Consider the following 18612-nt stretch of genomic DNA (forward strand, 5'->3'; position numbering starts at 1 on the left):
TTTTGCTTAAGTATAGTATAACGCAATTATTTATGTATCGGGGAGACCCCCGTTTTGGAATTATAGTAGTGATTGCACTTTTTGGCTAACTAGCTTACCATCAGCTTTTCCTTTAACTTTTGGCATCAGTGCACCCATCACCTTTCCCATATCAGCTTTGCTGGTGGCACCAACTTCACTGATGGTTGCCTTAACAATGTCTTCCACTTCTGATTCAGATAATTGTTTAGGCATATATTTATTTAAAACATCAATTTGTTGCTGAATATTTTGTGCCAAATCATCACGATTAGCCTCCTGATAAGAAGTCAATTCTTCCACACGTTGTTTCATTTCACGTGATAATACTGTCATTTCTTCATCAGGTGTCAAATCATGACCTAACTGAATTTGCTCATTTGATAATGCAGACTTGACCATACGGATGACACTAAGCGTTTCCTTATCCTTTGCCTTCATGGCCACTTTCATATCTTCTGTTAATTGTGCTAATAGTCCCATGCTATACTCCTATTTTTTCTTCATTATACAACAAAACCGGACTACCAACTAGGATAGCCCGGTGCGAACCGTTTTAACGGCCCTTCTTGTTCTTGCGCTTACGTGCGGCCTCAGCCTTCAACTTACGTTGTACTGATGGCTTGATGTAAAATTCACGCTTACGGTATTCTTGTAGAGTACCGTCCTTTGATACACCACGCTTAAAGCGACGGAGAGCATCATCAAGAGACTCATTCTTACGAACAACAGTCTTTGCCATAATGTTTACCCTCCCTTCACGTGTGAAGATTTCAACTTATATTCAATATATGTCGCACACTTTGTTCTTTATTATTCTATCAAAATAAGCGTGTTTGTCAATCATTACTTTTAAAATAGCCACCTATAATTTCGGCTCATAGAAACCACCAAAGATTCGATCAACTCGCCATAACGATGCCCATGCTGTTGGATCTACCCGAGAAATAGCCTCGTGTAATTCAAATTGCTCGTACATCGAAATAACTGTAAATAAAATTTCTTTTTTTCGATGATTATAACCACCTTCGGCCTGATGAACAATTGTGATACCACGGTGCAAACCATCCTGAATCTCACTAATTACCTTCTCTGGCTCTTCTGTAACGATCATCACTTGCATTTTTTGTTGTCTTGTATAGACTAAATCGATTACACGTGCATTAACTACTAATCCAATTGCCGTAAATAGCGCATATTGAACACCGAACATCACACCAGATGCTACTAGAATAAAGAAATTAAAGGTTAAATTCACTGCCCCCATTTTGGCGCCCGTTTTACGTCGAACGATGATACCAATAATATCCAATCCACCGGTCGATAACCCATTACGTAAAGCAAATCCCGTTCCAAAACCATTGATAGCACCACCAAAAATTGCCATCGCTAAGGGATCATCTGTCCACAAATGGGTAGGTTGCTTTATCCAATTCATAGCGATAGCTGCTAACAGAATCGCCATACCAGTAAAGAAGGCAAAACGCTTACCAATTTTACGATAAGCCAAAATAAATAATGGTAAATTCAGCAAGACCAACCAAACACCAACCGGTACTTGAACACCAATTAATCTAGTGACTAATGTATTTAGTAGCTGCGCTAATCCAGTAAATCCCGATGAATAAATATGTCCTGGTGTCCAAAAAAAGTTCAAGGCAACTGCCGAAGCCAAAGCATAAATCATGGCACTACCAAAACGACTTGAATATTGATGCTGATTAAAGTACTGTTCTAACTGCTCCATTTTCCCTATTCTTTCATAATACACTGCAATAAGTCCGTTTATGATTTTATCATGCGATGTACTTTTATCCAAGTTATTAAACTAAAAGCTTGTAGTCCCGCCAAGACAATCTTTTATCATATGTTCCTAGCCACAATTTATGACTTTTTTAGTTAATAAAAAGGGCGGAACATTTTTATCTGTTCCGCCCTATTTATTGATTAAATTAATAACTATTTAGTAATATCCAACGTATGCATAACTGCACGTTGCTTTACTCTTCTGCCATATTTGGTGCGGCGACATCAGCATACTCTGGTGCCGTTAACTTCAAATCACCAATAATTTGTGCTTTAGCTACCGGTGTTGGTGCCTCAGTCATTGGCTCTGTCGCCTTAGAGTTCTTAGGGAAGGCAATCACTTCACGAATGTTATCCTGACCAGCTAACAACATTGCTAAGCGATCAAGTCCTAGCGCAATTCCACCCATTGGTGGGAAACCATACTCCATACCTTCTAATAGGAAACCAAAGGCTTCATGTGCTGCTTCTTTAGTAAATCCTAGCGCAGACAACATCTTCTCTTGTACGGCCATTTGGTGAATACGGATCGAACCAGAACCTAGTTCATAACCATTCAGCACTAAGTCATAAGATTGCGCATGCGCTTTATGGGCACCTTCAGTTGTTTCCAATAATGGCAAATCTTCTTCATTTGGCATTGTAAATGGATGATGAGCAGCAATCCAACGCTTTTCTTCTGGTTGGTAATCAAACAATGGCCAGTTAACAACCCAAGCAAAGGCCCACTTGCTTTCATCGATCAAATCTAATTCTTGTGCCGTACGACGACGCAATGCATCCAAAGTTGCAGCAACAACATTTTCATTATCTGCTGCAAATAATAGCAAATCACCAGCCTGTGCATTGGTTTCTGCTAACAAATCAGCTTCTTTATTCTTAAGGAACTTCGCAATTGGACCAGAAATACCTTCATCGCTAACTTTTAGCCAAGCTAATCCTTTTGCGCCAAAACGTGCCACATATTGGGCCATCTTATCAATGTCCTTACGAGAATAGTGATCAGCTCCACCAGGTACAACGATGGCCTTTACTTCACCACCATTTTTGATAGCATTCGCAAAGACACCGAATTCTGAATCAGCCATTAATGTTGATAGATCTTGCAACTCCAAACCAAAACGCATATCAGGCTTATCAGTTCCAAAACGACGCATTGACTCAGCATAATCCAAAACAGGAATAGCCGTTTTATCAAGATCATAGTTCACAGTCCGCTTCATAATGGCTGCTACCCAATCAGATACCAAGTCCATGATTTCATCTTGATCCATAAATGACATTTCAACGTCTAGTTGTGTAAATTCAGGTTGACGATCACCACGTAGATCCTCGTCACGGAAGGCACGGGCAACTTGATAGTAACGGTCAAAACCAGCTCCCATCAACAATTGCTTAAACAATTGTGGTGACTGTGGCAATGCATAAAATGATCCAGGATAGACACGTGATGGCACCAAATAGTCGCGAGCCCCTTCAGGTGTTGATTTTGCAAGATATGGTGTTTCAATATCGATAAACCCATTTGCATCCAAGAATTCATGCGTTGCAGCTGTTATCTTTGAACGGATCCGTAAATTACGTTGCATTTCAGGGCGACGTAGATCCAAGTAACGATACTTTAGGCGTAGTTCATCAGAAACATTGATGTCGTCTTCAATATAGAAGGGTGTCGTCTTTGATTCTGACAAAATTTTAGCAGCTGTAACGTGTACTTCAATTTTACCAGAACGCAAATTTTCATTAACCGCTCCTTCACCACGTGACTGAACAGTTCCAGTCACTTCGATAACATATTCCGTACGCATATCTTCAGCAACCTTTAAAGCTGCTTCGCCAAATTCATTTGAAAAGGCTAATTGTACGATACCTTCACGATCACGTAGATCAACGAAAATTAAGCCACCTAAATCACGGCGCTTCTGTACCCATCCCTGAAGCGTTACTTCCTGCTCTAAATATTCTTCGTCGATTAATCCTGCATAGTTCGTTCGTTTCATTATTGCTTATTCTCCTTCATCTTCAGGTGATTTTATATACTCTGGTAAGTTAGTGTACAATTCAGCAAGCTTCACAGAAGTTTCTTTACCAGTGGTCATATCTTTCAAATGAGCAGATTGCTCAGCGAGCTCACGTTCACCAATGGTAATCATATAACGTGCATTTAAACGATTAGCTGTCTTGAATTGCGCCTTTAGCTTGCGGTCTTCGTAATCGCGATCCGCACTGTAACCAAATGAACGAATGGCTTGTACCATTTGCATTGCTGTAATATCAGTATCCTGCCCTTGATTAGCTACATAAATATCTAATTTATTCTTTTCTGGTAGAGGTGCATTTTCTGATTCCAACAATAACATTAGCCGTTCTAAGCCGATTCCAAAACCAACACCAGCCATTTCTGGGCCACCGAACTCTGATACTAAGCCGTTGTAGCGACCACCACCAGTAATCGTTGACCAGCCATGCCCCAAAGCCTTTGACTGCGTCATCACTTCAAAAATTGTGTGGTTATAGTAATCAAGGCCACGAACCACATTTTCATCGATTTCATAATCAATGCCTAAAGCATCCAAATACTGTTGGACTTTTTGCCAATGATTTTGCGCATCTTCCGTCAAATAATCCAAAATTGATGGTGCATCAGCCACAATTTCTTGATCCTTCGCATCTTTTGAGTCCAAAACACGCAATGGATTTTTCTCTAATCGTTCTTGAGAGTCATGTGATAATTCATCAAAGTGTGGCTTTAAGAAATCAATCAATGCTTGGCGGTAGTTTTCACGAGAATCTTTATCACCTAATGAATTAACCTTAACCTTTAGATTAGTAATCCCTAAGGTCTGGAAAAAATCAACAGCCATTGCAATAACCTCAGCATCAAGAGCTGGTGATTCTGAACCTAGTGCTTCAACCCCAATTTGATGGAACTGACGCATCCGACCTGCTTGTGGTCGCTCATAGCGAAACATTGGTCCAACATAAAATAGTTTGTATGGCTTAGCATGTTCTGGTCCAAATAGTTTATTTTCCACAAAAGCACGTACTACACCGGCTGTTCCCTCAGGACGTAGCGCAATGTGTCGATCTCCCTTGTCCTTAAAATCATACATTTCTTTTGTCACAACATCTGAAGTATCTCCAGCTGATCGTGCAAAAATATCAAAGTTCTCGAAAATTGGTGTGCGAACTTCTGCATACTGGTAGTCGCTGAATAATAATCTAGCTGTTTCTTCTACATAGTGCCACTTGATTGACTCAGCAGGTAGTAAATCAGCTGTCCCCTTTGGCTTTTGAAATAATTGCTTTGCCATAAAACTCTTCTCCTATTCATTTTCATAAAATAAAAAACACCCTTAACGATATCGCAAACATCGTCAAGGGTGCTTATCACAACAGCACGGTACCACCTTGTTTTTTGGCTAATAGCCGTAACGTGACTCCACGCACAAAAATTGTGACCTTAAAAGTGTCCCCTCAAAAACAACAACACGGACTTTCACCTATTTCCGCTCGCTTTGGTTATTCTTAATGAGTTTTCTTTCTCATCGGTTTTATTTATTACATCTTATTATCTTATAGTTCTAAAATGCCGTCAAGTAAACATCCTATTGCGCCGTTGTTGTTTGATTACTTAGATAATTTTGAATTCCCACTGGAATCGCCTTAGCAATCTTGTCTTGGTAAGACTTTGATTTAATTGACTTAAAATCATCTTTTGAATTCATATAGCCATTTTCAAGCAAAACTGCCGGTACGGAATTATCACGGATAACCAAGAAATCACCATATTCAACACCTTTATTAACCAACGGTAGTGATAACTCAGCATTAATGTTGCTAGCAAGGTCGTACGACCCATTATTTTTATGATAGTAATACGACGTATAACCTGTGGCTGAATTTGGTTCGGGTGACGAATCAAAATGGAACGAAATAAACATGTCTGCATGATTATCTTCTGCTACTTTAGGTATTTTAGCCAAATAAACTAATTTATCTGTATTACGAGTCATAATCACCCGAGCACCACGTTGACGTAATTGTTTAGCAACACGCTTTGCCAACTGTAACGTGTATGTTTTTTCGTATTTATTATTTGTCGATAACGAACCAACATCAGAACCGCCATGGCCTGGATCAAGAACAATAGTTGTTTCTGATAATGGGGTTACTGTCTTTAACGGTTTTTGCCTATGTAATAACCAGCCGGCCACCCAACCAGTTGATTCATCCTCCCGACGAATTTGATACCAACCTTCAGACTTTTTTAGAATTTGTAAATGTTCACCTTTTTTTAATACTGAAACTGGCGCACTTTGAACACCTTTTTGTTTTCGCAATGTCAAATTAGGAATTTGCACAGTCACTTGCTGTTTATGTAACAACACAACTGTCAACGAAATCGCCGTCCCAAGCATGACAATCACAATTGTTAACGGCACCCAGAATTTCATTAACCACTGTCGCAATAATTGTATTAAATCTTTCATGATTTGACCTCATATTCTGGTTATATACCAATTAGTTTACCCTTTTTTAGGTTAAATAGCGATACAAACTCATAAAAAAGAGCTAGACAAAAATTGTTTTTAGAACGCATATATGATTTAAATTTTTAAAATCACCAATAGTGAACTTTAACCATAAAGAGGATGGAACATTTTTTGTCCCATCCTCTAGTACATCATTGTAATCTAACTCAGTATAGACCGAAGTCTTTTAAAAAGCCTTACCCGTCCACTTACTTGCAGGTAATTCATCAAAATCATAGGTCGCAATATCCGCAACGTCTGTCACAACAGCATGCGCTGGTACAGACATCATCAAATTAATAGCACCTTCTTTTTCCTTGACTAAAATTACTGGTTTTTGAGTTGCCTCAGAATAACCAATTTCCCACGCTGTCCCTGGATCAACGTGCTCATTATCATAATCAATAACCGCCACAACCACATCAGCTGGATCTAAATGATCTTTATCACCTTTATAGATTGCCTCCGCCCATTCTGGCGAGCCAAATTCAAATTCATCATGCACTTCCGTACGGGGACTAAAAAACTCAGACACTGTCTGGTTATGTGTCAACGCCTCTTCTAACCGTTCAATACGATCAATTTGTTCATCATCAAAAAATGGTCCAGCAAGATAAACGCGCTTCATAGTACTATCCTCTTTTATCAATCATTTTAATGATATTATTTTATCGAATAAATGACGAACAATCAATTAAAAATAGCGTAATTTTTGATTAATTTGTGAACTTAATGAAACTTATTGACCATTTTATCAATTTTTAATTGCAGATATACTGACGTTGTTCATTTTTCAACCCATGAAGAACAAACTTGGCAGGATCACCTTTGAAGTCAAATTCCCGATCTGCTGCACCTTTTAACTGATTATTAAATATTTTTTCGTAATCAGCAATCGTTACATACTGTCGATTAGCTAATAGAGTATCAATTTGCCCAGTTACTAAACCAGCACTAAAGTGTGGACGCAAAGTCAGTGAATAAAACTCCCCCTCTGCACCAGATCCGTAAGAGAACATCCCAATACGATCACCAGCCTTGAGAGATTGTGAATTGTCTAGTAATGAATACAAACTTAGGTACAATGAACCCGTATATAGGTTACCAATTCGCTTATTGTACACACGGCTAGCTTCGAATTCATCCATTAATGCGACCTGTTGTTCATCAGTTGCTTCAGGCAATATATCCCGTAAGGCTTTCAAGCCCATTTTAGTAAACGGTAAGTGAAAGGCTAACGCTTTAAAATCGGCAATGTCACGCCCCGTTTTAGCTTTATACCGTGTCCAAACTGTTTTGAAAAAGTCTTGATAGACATTTGATGAATATTTACCATCGACCCTAGCAGTATCGGCATACACAGGGCGCCAAAAGTCCATGATATCGCGTGACAAGAATTGGCTATCTTGGTTGATTTCAGCAATCATGGGGTTAGCAGCTACCAACATGGCAACAGCACCACCGCCTTGAGTGACTTCACCACTTGTTTGTAAACCATAGCGGGCAATATCAGAGGCAACCACGAGCACTTTTTCGTCAGGATGTAAGGTTACATAATCGCGAGCTTGCATTAGTGCAAAAGTCCCTGCATAACAGGCTTGCTTCAACTCGATTGTTCGCGCATAAGGGTTGATACCAAGTAAGCGTTGTAAATAAACGGCACCGGATTTAGAATTATCAATTCCCGATTCCGTTGCAAACAGAATCATCGTAATTTTCTTACGATCTGAAGCTGTTAACATTTCATCAGCCGCATTTGCAGCCATCGTCACAACATCTTGTGTTGCTGGAATTACGGCTTGTTCCGTCTGACCGATACCAATTAGATACTTATTGGGTTCTTCACCACGTGCATTAGCTAATTCGACCATATCAATATATTGATGTGGTGAAAAGAAACTCATTTTATCAATTCCAATAATTGTCATTTTTCTACCTACCCATTGATTGCAACACTAATTTTTTTCATAATTTCACGAGCCAACGTGATTTTGCTCTGTAGTGGCAATAACTCAGGTTCATTATCCTTCGTCAAAATAGTTACTTGGTTTGTATCATACCCAAAGCCGACTTGATTTTTTGACACATCATTGGCAACTAACATGTCAGCATTTTTCTTCTTCAACTTATTTTGGGCATAAGTCATCAAATTTTGGGTTTCAGCTGCAAAGCCAACTAAATACTGATTAGTTTTTGCTGAACCTAATTGAGCTAAAATATCAGGGTTTTCAACTAAGGTCAAGTGTAGTTGACCTGAATCTTGCTTTTTGAGTTTGTTTTCAGCCGTCTGTGACATCCGGTAATCTGAAACGGCTGCAGCCATAATAACAGCATCCGCCTCTGGCAACATCGCAAACATTTGTTCCGATAATTCCTGCGCGGATTGGATATGAATCGTTGTGACTCCAACTGGATCAGGAAGCTGTGTCGTTGCTGATACCAAGGTAACATCAGCTCCCTGCTCAGCTGCCGCACGCGCTAGAGCATAGCCCATTTTACCTGACGAGCGATTTGAAATGTAACGCACCGGATCAATCGCTTCGACAGTACCACCTGCAGAAATAACAATTCGCTTATCTTTTAGCTGACCATGTTTTTGATAAACAGCAAGTTCGCTAAGCGTCAAGATTTCCTGAGGCTCCGGTAAACGGCCTTTCCCTGCATAACCCTCTGCTAACATGCCATCAACTGGTTCAACGACAATGTCTCCATCTAACTTAATTTGTTGTAGATTTCTTTGCACAGCAGGTTGTAAGTACATATTTTCGTTCATTGCCGGCGCAACGATCATGGGTGTATGTCTAGCTGCTAATACAGAACTAGCCGCATCATCTGCTACCCCATTAGCAATTTTCGCAATGATATTGGCTGTTGCTGGAACAACAAAAAAATAATCTGCCCAATCGGCCAAAGCAATATGGTCAATGGATTCTCCCGTCTTATCAGCAAATAAATCTGTCAAAACGGGCTGACTTGTTAATACAGCCATTGTTTTCGGTGTGATAAATTCGGTAGCTGTTGCCGTCATGACGACTTTCACTGTTGCATCTATTTTTACCAATAAACGTGCAAATGACGCAGCCTTATATGCTGCAACACCTCCACTAATGACTAATACTATGTTTTTTTGTGAAAACATACGCTGTTCTCCTTAGTTTAAAAATCCAGATACATTTAGTTTACCATGAACAACAAGCCTTAAATTAAAAACAAATTGCTACACGTTATTTTAAATGACAACCATGATAAATAACAATATTCAAGATTTTTTCAATAAGTCCTTGCATCGTTTCAATTCATCTGGTATATTATTATTTGTTGTTGAAGCAGAGGCAACATATTCAACATTTACATGGCTCATTGGTCAAGCGGTTAAGACTCCGGTTTTTCACACCGGCATCCAGGGTTCGACTCCCTGATGAGCTATTGGTTTCGACCAAAAAACTTTATATTTTTGGCTCATTGGTCAAGCGGTTAAGACTCCGGTTTTTCACACCGGCATCCAGGGTCCGACTCCCTGATGAGCTATTGATGTTACTAGGATATCTTTTATCCTAGTTTTTTTATACTTGAAACACACGTGTAATATCGGTATAATATTTAATTGTGATGGAGCTATGGCAGAGTGGTAATGCAGCGGACTCGAAATCCGCCGAACCGGTGTTGAACCGGCGCACGGGTTCAAATCCCGTTGGCTCCTTTTTGGGTTTTACGAGTACCTTTACATCGGCGTTAGTTGAACATCTTATTAGTCCTGTATCAATTATTAAAAGCGACCACTAATCTGACAGATTATATCAGATTAGTGGTCGCTTTTACTTTTTTCATACTATTTGGCATAGAGTCAAAAAAATATCTCGGTCACTCACAAAGTAAACTAACAGATCATATTTAGCTTTTACACGCTTAAATGTAATGATATTAAATGATAGATAAGACCTTCAGCACATTTTCCGCTCTGTTTATCTTTTTATTAAGTACAGATAATACTTATTTACAACTTGTTACTAGTTGATAAATCTATTTGTCAAATCAGTCTTCAATATTTTCAAATTTATCATATATCACTTCACCGTCTTCAACCTCTAACAGCTTTGTACTTTCATCTATTGAATCTATTATTTCAATCGTACTACCCTTTACCAGTTTTTCACGGCTTCTAACTTTGATAGACGGTATAACATTATTGCGCCAATTATGAATGAACGTTGCTCTTACACTATCGTCATCTCTATACTCTTCAGTGTTAGACTCTAAGATATCTTGCCAATCCGTTCCGTCTTTGGCAACATATTCGAAAATATGTTTTTTAGGACGGTAACGCACTTTGTAGTCGGTATCACTTGTTATCTCAGAGGCAAATTCCTTTTTATCGAGGATAATTCGATCATGTCTAATCCCCACTAAGATAGAAGCAAAGAAAATAGCAAACAATGAACAAACAACAATGACAGTAATCTTATTGTGATGTTTTTCTTCCTGTATCCGATTATATTCTTTGGTTTTCTGAACTTTAGCTTTAGGTGTTTCTTCAGTTGCAACTGGTATATCTAAAATTAATTTCTTTTGATTATCAAACTCCTTCTGAGTAATTAAATCATTGTCGAGCAATTCCTTCAATTTCTTAATGTCATCAAATTTACTCATAACACACCCATACCCCTATCTATTAATACCATGGAAAGATAAAGAAATTATTCTCTTGTTGTCCACTTCCCTGCATTGCTACACCAATTAACATACCCATAATGGCACATCCAATGCTTGCAATCATCAGAATGGTCCCCTTTTGCTTTGAGCTTTCAGACCTGCTAAGCAAATAGCCAAATATCACTCCTGCTGTACCAAAAAGGATCGGCACAAATCCAAGTGAGACAAGAGCTGACCCAAAACCAAGTACTGTGTATAATTGTTCATGGTCGTCAGAAGAATTAGTATTAACAGAGCTTTGTATACTTTCTTGCTCTTCCTTCTTCTTTAATGTTCTTTGAAAGTTTATGTCCATCGCTTGTTCAGTTAAAGCTCTTTGCTTAAGGACATTATAATCATCCTCATCAATTAGCCCATCATCTAGCATTTGCTTATAACTTTTCATTTTTTGTACAATATCATCACTCATAGAGCTTGCCCCTTACCTACTTAAAAATGTAGTATCCTAAAACACATCCAATTATAAAAACAATAATACACGTCAGTATGATTAAACAAACATTCTTAAAATGTCCTTTATTATGTGACTCCACCCTACTAATAATCTGGTTATTCGCTATCTCATCATCCGCTATAGGGTGTTTCTTAGCCGTCACCTCTTCTTCATCACTGGCTGTTTCTAACGGTTGATGGCTGGTGTTGTCATTACTACTACTCTTAGTCCCTAAATTTTCAACAGAATCCAGCTTTGGAATATTGGTCTCAGAACTTATGCTTTCATTATCCTTAGTTCCTTCACCACCATCATCTTTTTCAGATTTAACAGGTAAGCCTAAAATATGGGCTTTCTGAACTTTATACTCTTCTTCAGTAATTAAATTTTCATCTAACAACTCTTTCAAAGATTTTAAGTCATCATACTTCAATTTCCCATTCTCCTTTTACTTGCATAATTGCCGTATCTTAATTATCCCTTATTATTCATTTTACTTAATCAGTAAGATTCGTTTATTGTATAGAAAAGACAACTAAATATACCTAATCGTATAAATAAGTAACTGCCTCACAACCACATACCTTTAACAAAAGCTAATCCAATAATTATCTTCTCACACTTTAGCCAAAAGTGGGTTACAATAACATTAAAGAAAACTTAATTCACGAGAGGTTAAATATGAGTAAGAAAAAAATTTTGGGGTTAACCTGCTTAATTATTATTATGTTAGGTCTTGGTGTATCATCTGGGGCAATTATTGCTAACCACCATAGACCAGCAGTTGAAGAGCAATCAAATAATAAACAATCTTCTGAAACAGGTAAAAAACACCATAAAAAAGCAGAATCAAAGTCAGCAAGTAGTAGCTCCGCTAAAACAGCTAGTGAAAAATTTGATGACTTGCCACAAAAGACACAAATTGCCTTGTTGGTTAATCATCATGCAATTATCAATAACATGACACCACATACCAACACACATTACTCACTCTATGCGGGTGTACCAGACAAAATGGTAATCCATAATGACGGTGAAGGTGGCGGTGCTGCAGTTGACCCTGATCACACCATGCTGGTTAATGATAATCATGATGGATCATTCACCTATGCTACACCTAAAACATCAGAAACTAGTCTAATGATGGCTGATGCAAGTAACAGCTGGTGGGAAAATTATGCAACAACTCAGAAAGCTACTCTTTTAAAAGAGTACAGTAGCTCAAAAGACACTGTAGACGAAATAGCTTCCGAGGTGGACTTATCTATGTCGAGCGAGTCATTCCGTTATTACGTGTCTGTTAATCAAACAACAAAACCTGCAACTGCAGACGACGGTACTAATAATGATATAGACTCTGATGATTATGATAGTGATGATGACACTGACTATGATGATGACGCTGACTATGATGATGACGCTGACTATGATGATAGTGATGACGAAGAACAATCAGATGATGATTACTATGTAAGGAAAGCCCGAGAACCAAATGCAGATTACTACTTGCCAGATGGTACTCATATGCACAATGACGACCAAGGTAATAGTTATAATGTTGATACTGGAGATCTTATTGGTAAAGGTGGTTCAGCCGGTAACTAAATAGCAGACTAAAAGACCAGACTAACTGGTCTTTTTTCTTAATGATTTTATTTTATAGTTTAATCATCAAATACCAGTCATATCAGCCACCTGCATAGCCTTCTTAAACTACTTATCCCCCTCTGTTAAACGACTGCATCTAACTGTTTACCACCTGCTGAGAAAAGTACATGAGGGTTAGAAACAATATTCAACAAAAACACTGATAAGCCATAAAGGCCTAACACATCTAGAAAGATAAACCAGTAACATTATGCTAAAGTATTTTATGATACATCAAATTAGCAGCTCTCAATATGTGTTAGAATTGTCGTATATCATAACAAACAAATAGACATACACACTATGTTTTCATTCAGAAAGGACGATACTATGTACTGGAAAGGTTTATCTAAAACAAATGAAAAGCGCCTCTCAAAAGCCAGTGTCACACCACTTTCTCAAACTGAGACACCAACACTATCAGAAACCAATAAAGATGGCTTACAAGACTTGTTAACCACTCAAAATTAATCAATAGGTACACTTTCAATATACTTTAATAATCAATATGCAAAAATTAACTAGTCTGAACTTCCATCATACTAAAATAACGCTATCCAATTAATTGAATAGCGTATTTTTATTTAGCTAAAAAGGCTTTGATCAATAGCGGAATAATCTGTTTTTTACGCGAAACAACACCTGGCTGATAACACATATCATGCGCTGATTTAGTACTAAACGCTTGTTCAACAATTGCCCTTTCATCCCCCAGTACCACTATCATAGAATTGATTTTTAGAATATCTGTCATAACAAACATAAATAAATCACAATAGTTTTTTGAAATGTGTTTATTCATTTCATTCTTAATGTCCGTTATTTTTTCTAAAACTGGTGCCATATCCGTGACGTATACTTGTGCTATGCGAATGCGTTTGCCTTGAATAAAATATTCTTTAACATCACCATTAATAAAATCTTCGGGCGTATTATTATTTATTACCGCACCTGCTTTTAACATTTCTGTACCATACCTATCAACATCAGCTACGCCACTAATATCAGCTAAATCTTGGTAGGCCACACAATCCTTCTCAGTTGTCGTTGGACCTTTTAATAGTAAAGTATCAGAAATGATAGCTGATAACATTAAGCCAGCTATTTTTGCAGGTATACTAATTCCTAATTCTTTATATTTAAAATAGATGATTGTTGCTGTTGCGCCAACGGGTTCGCTTAATAAATAGATTGGTTTATTGGTCTCAATTTCAAGCTTATGATGATCAATAATTGCTAATACTTCTGAGTTTTTAAAGTCAGCTAATGATTGTGCAATCTCATTATGATCAACTAATATAATTTGCTTATTAGCAACAGTTCTAACAACCGCTGGCGTTGGTATTTTAAAATAATCTAGGACATACCTTGTTTCTATATCTGGCTTTTGAGAGATAACCGGAATCGCTTTAAAATTGTATATTTCATTCAATAAATATGATAAGGACATAGCAGATCCAATTGCATCCGTATCTGGATGATTATGTCCTAATACATAAACTTCTGTCATATCTTTGCTCCGCCCCCCAATTATCTTTTGTTTCAGTATACCAGTCTATAAACACGCACTTCTATACCAAAACAGAAGCTTAATAAAAAGTCGATCAATAATATTAATAATTTGTAAGTTCTTTTTAAGTTATAAAGTGCTATAATTACTTATTAAATGTACGGATATTAAGTAAGCATTTAGATTTAATAAGGAACATGGAGTAGACAATGAATAAAATTTTTCAACACGGAACCCTAGAACTAATCATGGCCGGTTTATATGATGGTACCCTTAGCTTTTCAGAATGACTTGAAAATGGTGATGACGGCATTGGTACAACACATGGCTTAGATGGTGAAGTAACTATTCTTGACGGACATGCTTACCAAACAAAGTCCTCAGGTGAAACAGTTGAAATCACTGATTTGAATACAACCACCCCCTTTGCTTCAGCCCATAAGGCCTCAACTAATAATGTAAAAGTTAACGATACACCACTAACGTTTGAATTACTGGAAAAATTAGTCAACGAACAAAAGTTAAATAACACATTCCTATCAATCAAAGCCCACGGTACGATTAAAAATCTTCAAGTTCGGGTTGCTCCTAAACAGAAAAAGCCATATCCAGATTTCGGTAAGGTCGCTGCTAACCAACCCGTATTCAATTATGAAAATGTTACGGGTACCCTAGTTGGTGACTTTGGTAATGACCTATACACTGGCGTGATGGCCGGCGGATGGCATATTCACTTTATTAGTGATGATCGGACTGTCGGTGGCCATGTACTAAGTTTTGATACCGATAGTGTAGACTTAAAGATCGACATATTTGATACTCTGAACCTACACTTGCCAACGAACAATACCGACTTTACAAAACATGATGTCGACTTTGCTGGCTTGCATGCTGCTATCTCACAGGCAGAAAAGTAAAAGTATTTTACATAAGAAAACGACCAACCAATCATAACAATTCGTTATGGTCAGTTGGTCGTTTTTTAATTACCAGCCAATATGATGACGTCCACTTGGTTCAACTAATTCACCAGCTTGATAGCTAGTAAAGACCTTATGCATCACATCAAATGCTCGTTGTAATTCTTCCTCTTTAATCACTAGTGGTGGTTGGAAACGCAAAGTACTACCACGCAATGAAATCATCAACACACCTTGCTTAAATAGGTTATAGATAATTGTATTAGTGGCTTGTTCGTCCCCCAAACCAGTTTCTGGATCAATGATATCGATACCACCATTCAACCCATACAGGCGAACATCACCTATAAAATCAAATACGGCTTGTTCTTTTTCGAAAAACTCCTTGGCAAACTTACCAAGTTCGGCAGATCGTGAGACTAAGTTTTCAGATTTAATCACACCTAGCGTTGCTAACGCTGAAGCAGCACTGATAGGATTACCAGCCGTTGTGTATACATTAGCTGGCGCATCCAGGCTTTGCATAATCTCTCGTCTACCCAAGACAGCACTTAATGGTAAGCCAGAAGCCATCGACTTTCCCATGGCAATCAAATCTGGTTGTAAATCAAAGTTCTCAAAAGACCAGAACTTACCTGTGCGACCGTAACCTTGATTAACCTCATCAACTGCTAGCAGAATACCATGTTCGTGAGCAAAAGCCGCTACTTTTTGCCAGTAGCCTGCTGGTGGGGCCATAATGCCGCCATCCCCTTGGATTGCTTCAATCATAATAACCGCTGTCTCTTCAGCTGGTAAGTAATTTTCGAAAGGTTCTTTAAACTCTGCAAACAAGCGCTCTGAAAAATCTGCATCACTTTCACCAGGCAAACGCTTATCAGGTGATGGAAATGGCACCTTGTAAAAGCCAGGCAATAATGGTCCAATTTTACGAGTCATATTCAAGCTAACAGCCGACGCAGAAATTGAACCATAAGTTGACCCATGATAAGCGCCAACAAATGAGACGACATTCGTCCGTCCTGTATAACCACGCGCGAATTTAATTACTGCATCATTGGCATCTGATCCTGAATTTCCAAATACGACCATCCAGTCTTCTTCATCACCAGGAGCTAATTTTACCAACTCTGAAGCTAACTTAGCCTCAGTCGACGTTGCAAAATAAGCTGGCGTGTAATGAATCAATTTTTCTGCTTGTTCTTTAATAGCCTTAACAATCTTTGGGTGCGCATGACCTGTATTCGTTGCACTAGCACTTGCTAACAGATCAATGTACTCGTTACCAGCAACATCTTTTAAGATGGCCCCTTTTCCTGAATCGAGCACCACATCAAAATAATAAACGCGGCCCGCACCCGCAAAATTTTGTTCTTCTTGGTTTAAGATATCATTATTTTCAACCATATTTGATAACTTACTCCCCCCCTAATAAAAATAAATAACTACTTGTTTGATTTGTTTCTTAATACGGAATGCTTTGCGCCATAAAGGAAGTACACAATAATTCCGATAATGAACCAAATCAATGCGTAAAGCTTTGCTTCAGTACTCAAGCCCCAGAAGACCCAGATTGATAGTAATGCACCAATTGCAGGTGTAACTGGGTAACCTGGCATTTTAAAGCCAGCCTTAGGCAAATCTTTACCTTCACGCTTATGTAGTGAGTACATTGCTAATGAAACGAAGATAAACGCAATCAACGTACCAGCAGAGATTAGCTCAGACAAGAATGAGAATGGGAAGAATGATCCGACAATAACAGCGACAACTGTCAAAACGAGTAGACCACGGTTTGGCAATCCTTTATTTTCAGTAACTTCACCTACCCACTTTGGCAACATACCATCACGTCCGAATGAATAAAGCAAACGTGATCCAGCCATCATCATACCGATCAAGGCCGTTACCATTCCAACAACCGCAATCGTTGAAACTGTGGCTGCCACGATTGGATGACCAGCTTCACGCAAGGCCCAACCAACCGGTTCAGCGTTATCAACATACTTTGTATACTTAAACATTCCTACAAGGACAAGTGAAACACCAACGAACAAGACAACTGCAATCAATAATGAGCCCAAAATACCACGAGGCATTGTCTTTTGTGGGTTCACCGCTTCGGCAGAATTTGAAGCAATTGAATCAAATCCAATGTATGCCAAGAAAATACCAGACACACCGGCCCAAATTCCTTGGAAACCACCAATAGTTGTGCCATTAGGCGTGTAGGCAGGAATGAATGGTGAATAGTTTTCAGGGTGAATAGCTGTTAAACCAACCACAATAAATAGCAAAACGGCTAGCACTTTAATAACAACCAATACAACTTCAACACGAGATGCTTCATGTACACCGTGCGATAACAACCACGCAACGGCAATAATTGCGATAAAGGCAACAATATCGACAACGCCACCTTTAGGCCCACTAACCGATGATGCCCAACCAAATAGTGAATGGGTATCAAGTGCACCTGATATTGCTGGTGGCAAGTTAATACCAATTTGAGAAATCAATCCTCTAAAATTCGCTGATAACCCGGACCCAACAAAGGCAACCGCAATAATATATTCAGCCAATAAGGCCCAACCTGCAATCCAACCGAATCCCTCACCAAATAGTACATTGATCCATGAATAAGCTGATCCAGCGACTGGTAAAGTTGATGCCATTTCGGCATACGCTAAAGCAACAAAACCAGCAACGACCGCCGCCAAAAGGAATGAAAATACCACACTAGGTCCGGCATAGTTAGCCGCGACAACACCTGGTAAAGTAAAAATAGCTGTTGAAACAATAGTTCCAACACCTAATGCTAAAAAGTCCTTTGTATGTAGGATACGTGGCATATCCGCATCTTTACTAATATATGTTGAAGCATCCTCACGCTCCAAAAATTTTGACCATAGCCCCATATAAAAATTCTCCTAACTTGGGTGTCTTTATCAAGTATAATTTTAAGATTTAACGATCAGAAGGATAAAAAGATATCTGGTTTTAAATAAAAAAAACACCTGTTACAATACTTCT

17 protein-coding genes, 3 tRNA genes and 1 pseudogene are annotated in these 18612 nt (G+C 38.4%); 6 read left to right on the top strand and 15 right to left on the bottom strand.

From position 1 onward, the window contains the following. Window positions 1-60: 60 nt before the first annotated feature. The 9 genes from FOL01_RS06660 to coaBC all read right to left on the bottom strand — a co-directional run bounded on the left by FOL01_RS06660 (window position 61) and on the right by coaBC (window position 9498). Window positions 61-501, bottom strand: coding sequence for a GatB/YqeY domain-containing protein (locus tag FOL01_RS06660; protein WP_075269905.1), 441 nt, complete (start codon window positions 499-501; stop codon window positions 61-63). Window positions 502-574: 73 nt separating this feature from the next. After that, window positions 575-760: a 30S ribosomal protein S21 gene (rpsU, locus tag FOL01_RS06665; RefSeq protein ID WP_002828392.1), complete on the bottom strand. Its 186-nt coding sequence runs from the start codon at window positions 758-760 to the stop codon at window positions 575-577. Between the two features lie 123 nt (window positions 761-883). Continuing rightward, window positions 884-1765 carry a YitT family protein gene (locus tag FOL01_RS06670; RefSeq protein WP_075269906.1) on the bottom strand — a complete coding sequence of 294 codons (882 nt, stop codon included), beginning with the start codon at window positions 1763-1765 and terminating at the stop codon, window positions 884-886. Window positions 1766-2018: 253 nt separating this feature from the next. Next, window positions 2019-3824 carry an aspartate--tRNA ligase gene (gene aspS, locus FOL01_RS06675; protein WP_075269907.1) on the bottom strand — a complete coding sequence of 602 codons (1806 nt, stop codon included), beginning with the start codon at window positions 3822-3824 and terminating at the stop codon, window positions 2019-2021. A gap of 6 nt (window positions 3825-3830) precedes the next feature. Then, a complete protein-coding gene (gene hisS, locus FOL01_RS06680; RefSeq protein ID WP_075269908.1) occupies window positions 3831-5138 on the bottom strand; it encodes a histidine--tRNA ligase in 1308 nt (435 codons plus the stop codon). Window positions 5139-5432: 294 nt separating this feature from the next. Then, window positions 5433-6317: an N-acetylmuramoyl-L-alanine amidase family protein gene (locus tag FOL01_RS06685; RefSeq protein WP_083603454.1), complete on the bottom strand. Its 885-nt coding sequence runs from the start codon at window positions 6315-6317 to the stop codon at window positions 5433-5435. A gap of 229 nt (window positions 6318-6546) precedes the next feature. Further along, window positions 6547-6987, bottom strand: coding sequence for a nucleoside 2-deoxyribosyltransferase (locus tag FOL01_RS06690; protein ID WP_075269910.1), 441 nt, complete (start codon window positions 6985-6987; stop codon window positions 6547-6549). A gap of 133 nt (window positions 6988-7120) precedes the next feature. Then, entirely contained in the window at window positions 7121-8287 is a 1167-nt protein-coding gene (locus FOL01_RS06695; protein WP_075269911.1) for a hydroxymethylglutaryl-CoA synthase, read from the bottom strand. 8 nt (window positions 8288-8295) lie between these two features. Continuing rightward, the gene (gene coaBC / locus FOL01_RS06700) at window positions 8296-9498 is read right to left on the bottom strand and encodes a bifunctional phosphopantothenoylcysteine decarboxylase/phosphopantothenate--cysteine ligase CoaBC (protein ID WP_075269912.1); all 1203 of its coding nucleotides are present in this window, start codon (window positions 9496-9498) and stop codon (window positions 8296-8298) included. Between the two features lie 215 nt (window positions 9499-9713). Here coaBC and FOL01_RS06705 point away from each other — a divergent pair. The 3 genes from FOL01_RS06705 to FOL01_RS06715 all read left to right on the top strand — a co-directional run bounded on the left by FOL01_RS06705 (window position 9714) and on the right by FOL01_RS06715 (window position 10059). After that, a tRNA-Glu gene (locus tag FOL01_RS06705) sits at window positions 9714-9785 on the top strand. Between the two features lie 30 nt (window positions 9786-9815). Then, window positions 9816-9887: transfer RNA gene (locus FOL01_RS06710), tRNA-Glu, on the top strand. 83 nt (window positions 9888-9970) lie between these two features. After that, window positions 9971-10059 (top strand) — tRNA-Ser (locus FOL01_RS06715). 332 nt (window positions 10060-10391) lie between these two features. On the opposite strand, the gene FOL01_RS06720 is transcribed toward FOL01_RS06715, so the two are convergent. From FOL01_RS06720 to FOL01_RS06730, 3 genes are read right to left on the bottom strand one after another with little or no spacing between them, the layout of a single operon-like run. Further along, window positions 10392-11006, bottom strand: coding sequence for an SHOCT domain-containing protein (locus FOL01_RS06720; RefSeq protein ID WP_075269913.1), 615 nt, complete (start codon window positions 11004-11006; stop codon window positions 10392-10394). Between the two features lie 22 nt (window positions 11007-11028). Then, complete coding sequence (locus FOL01_RS11360) at window positions 11029-11478, bottom strand: hypothetical protein (protein WP_237342619.1); 450 nt, start codon at window positions 11476-11478, stop codon at window positions 11029-11031. A gap of 16 nt (window positions 11479-11494) precedes the next feature. Then, entirely contained in the window at window positions 11495-11935 is a 441-nt protein-coding gene (locus tag FOL01_RS06730) for an SHOCT domain-containing protein (RefSeq protein WP_075269914.1), read from the bottom strand. Between the two features lie 248 nt (window positions 11936-12183). Between FOL01_RS06730 and FOL01_RS06735 the strand changes: the two genes are divergently transcribed. Continuing rightward, entirely contained in the window at window positions 12184-13107 is a 924-nt protein-coding gene (locus FOL01_RS06735; protein WP_075269915.1) for a hypothetical protein, read from the top strand. Window positions 13108-13479: 372 nt separating this feature from the next. Then, on the top strand, window positions 13480-13620 hold the full coding sequence (locus tag FOL01_RS11095; RefSeq protein ID WP_156835002.1) for a hypothetical protein: 141 nt from the start codon (window positions 13480-13482) through the stop codon (window positions 13618-13620). Between the two features lie 109 nt (window positions 13621-13729). On the opposite strand, the gene FOL01_RS06740 is transcribed toward FOL01_RS11095, so the two are convergent. Next, on the bottom strand, window positions 13730-14659 hold the full coding sequence (locus FOL01_RS06740; RefSeq protein ID WP_075269916.1) for a manganese-dependent inorganic pyrophosphatase: 930 nt from the start codon (window positions 14657-14659) through the stop codon (window positions 13730-13732). A 302-nt stretch (window positions 14660-14961) separates the two neighbouring features. Between FOL01_RS06740 and FOL01_RS06745 the strand changes: the two are divergent. Then, a pseudogene (locus FOL01_RS06745) lies at window positions 14962-15576 on the top strand (acetolactate decarboxylase); the annotation flags it as partial. A 69-nt stretch (window positions 15577-15645) separates the two neighbouring features. Here the strand turns inward: FOL01_RS06745 and FOL01_RS06750 are convergent. Together FOL01_RS06750 and FOL01_RS06755 are read right to left on the bottom strand one after the other, a co-directional pair. Continuing rightward, window positions 15646-16986, bottom strand: coding sequence for an aspartate aminotransferase family protein (locus FOL01_RS06750; RefSeq protein ID WP_075269917.1), 1341 nt, complete (start codon window positions 16984-16986; stop codon window positions 15646-15648). Window positions 16987-17024: 38 nt separating this feature from the next. Continuing rightward, entirely contained in the window at window positions 17025-18497 is a 1473-nt protein-coding gene (locus FOL01_RS06755; protein WP_075269918.1) for an APC family permease, read from the bottom strand. Between the last annotated feature and the right edge of the window lie 115 nt (window positions 18498-18612).

Origin of the sequence: Weissella thailandensis, from assembly GCF_001932615.1 — a bacterium.
Taxonomy (GTDB): domain Bacteria; phylum Bacillota; class Bacilli; order Lactobacillales; family Lactobacillaceae; genus Weissella; species Weissella thailandensis.

Excerpts from the sequence above, each read along its gene's own strand:
- FOL01_RS06660 (WP_075269905.1), bottom strand. The coding sequence starts at position 501 with ATGGGACTATTAGCACAATTAACAGAAGATATGAAAGTGGCCATGAAG.
- rpsU (WP_002828392.1), bottom strand. The coding sequence starts at position 760 with ATGGCAAAGACTGTTGTTCGTAAGAATGAGTCTCTTGATGATGCTCTC.
- FOL01_RS06670 (WP_075269906.1), bottom strand. The coding sequence starts at position 1,765 with ATGGAGCAGTTAGAACAGTACTTTAATCAGCATCAATATTCAAGTCGT.
- aspS (WP_075269907.1), bottom strand. The coding sequence starts at position 3,824 with ATGAAACGAACGAACTATGCAGGATTAATCGACGAAGAATATTTAGAG.
- hisS (WP_075269908.1), bottom strand. The coding sequence starts at position 5,138 with ATGGCAAAGCAATTATTTCAAAAGCCAAAGGGGACAGCTGATTTACTA.
- FOL01_RS06685 (WP_083603454.1), bottom strand. The coding sequence starts at position 6,317 with ATGAAAGATTTAATACAATTATTGCGACAGTGGTTAATGAAATTCTGG.
- FOL01_RS06690 (WP_075269910.1), bottom strand. The coding sequence starts at position 6,987 with ATGAAGCGCGTTTATCTTGCTGGACCATTTTTTGATGATGAACAAATT.
- FOL01_RS06695 (WP_075269911.1), bottom strand. The coding sequence starts at position 8,287 with ATGACAATTATTGGAATTGATAAAATGAGTTTCTTTTCACCACATCAA.
- coaBC (WP_075269912.1), bottom strand. The coding sequence starts at position 9,498 with ATGTTTTCACAAAAAAACATAGTATTAGTCATTAGTGGAGGTGTTGCA.
- FOL01_RS06720 (WP_075269913.1), bottom strand. The coding sequence starts at position 11,006 with ATGAGTAAATTTGATGACATTAAGAAATTGAAGGAATTGCTCGACAAT.
- FOL01_RS11360 (WP_237342619.1), bottom strand. The coding sequence starts at position 11,478 with ATGAGTGATGATATTGTACAAAAAATGAAAAGTTATAAGCAAATGCTA.
- FOL01_RS06735 (WP_075269915.1), top strand. The coding sequence starts at position 12,184 with ATGAGTAAGAAAAAAATTTTGGGGTTAACCTGCTTAATTATTATTATG.
- FOL01_RS11095 (WP_156835002.1), top strand. The coding sequence starts at position 13,480 with ATGTACTGGAAAGGTTTATCTAAAACAAATGAAAAGCGCCTCTCAAAA.
- FOL01_RS06740 (WP_075269916.1), bottom strand. The coding sequence starts at position 14,659 with ATGACAGAAGTTTATGTATTAGGACATAATCATCCAGATACGGATGCA.
- FOL01_RS06750 (WP_075269917.1), bottom strand. The coding sequence starts at position 16,986 with ATGGTTGAAAATAATGATATCTTAAACCAAGAAGAACAAAATTTTGCG.
- FOL01_RS06755 (WP_075269918.1), bottom strand. The coding sequence starts at position 18,497 with ATGGGGCTATGGTCAAAATTTTTGGAGCGTGAGGATGCTTCAACATAT.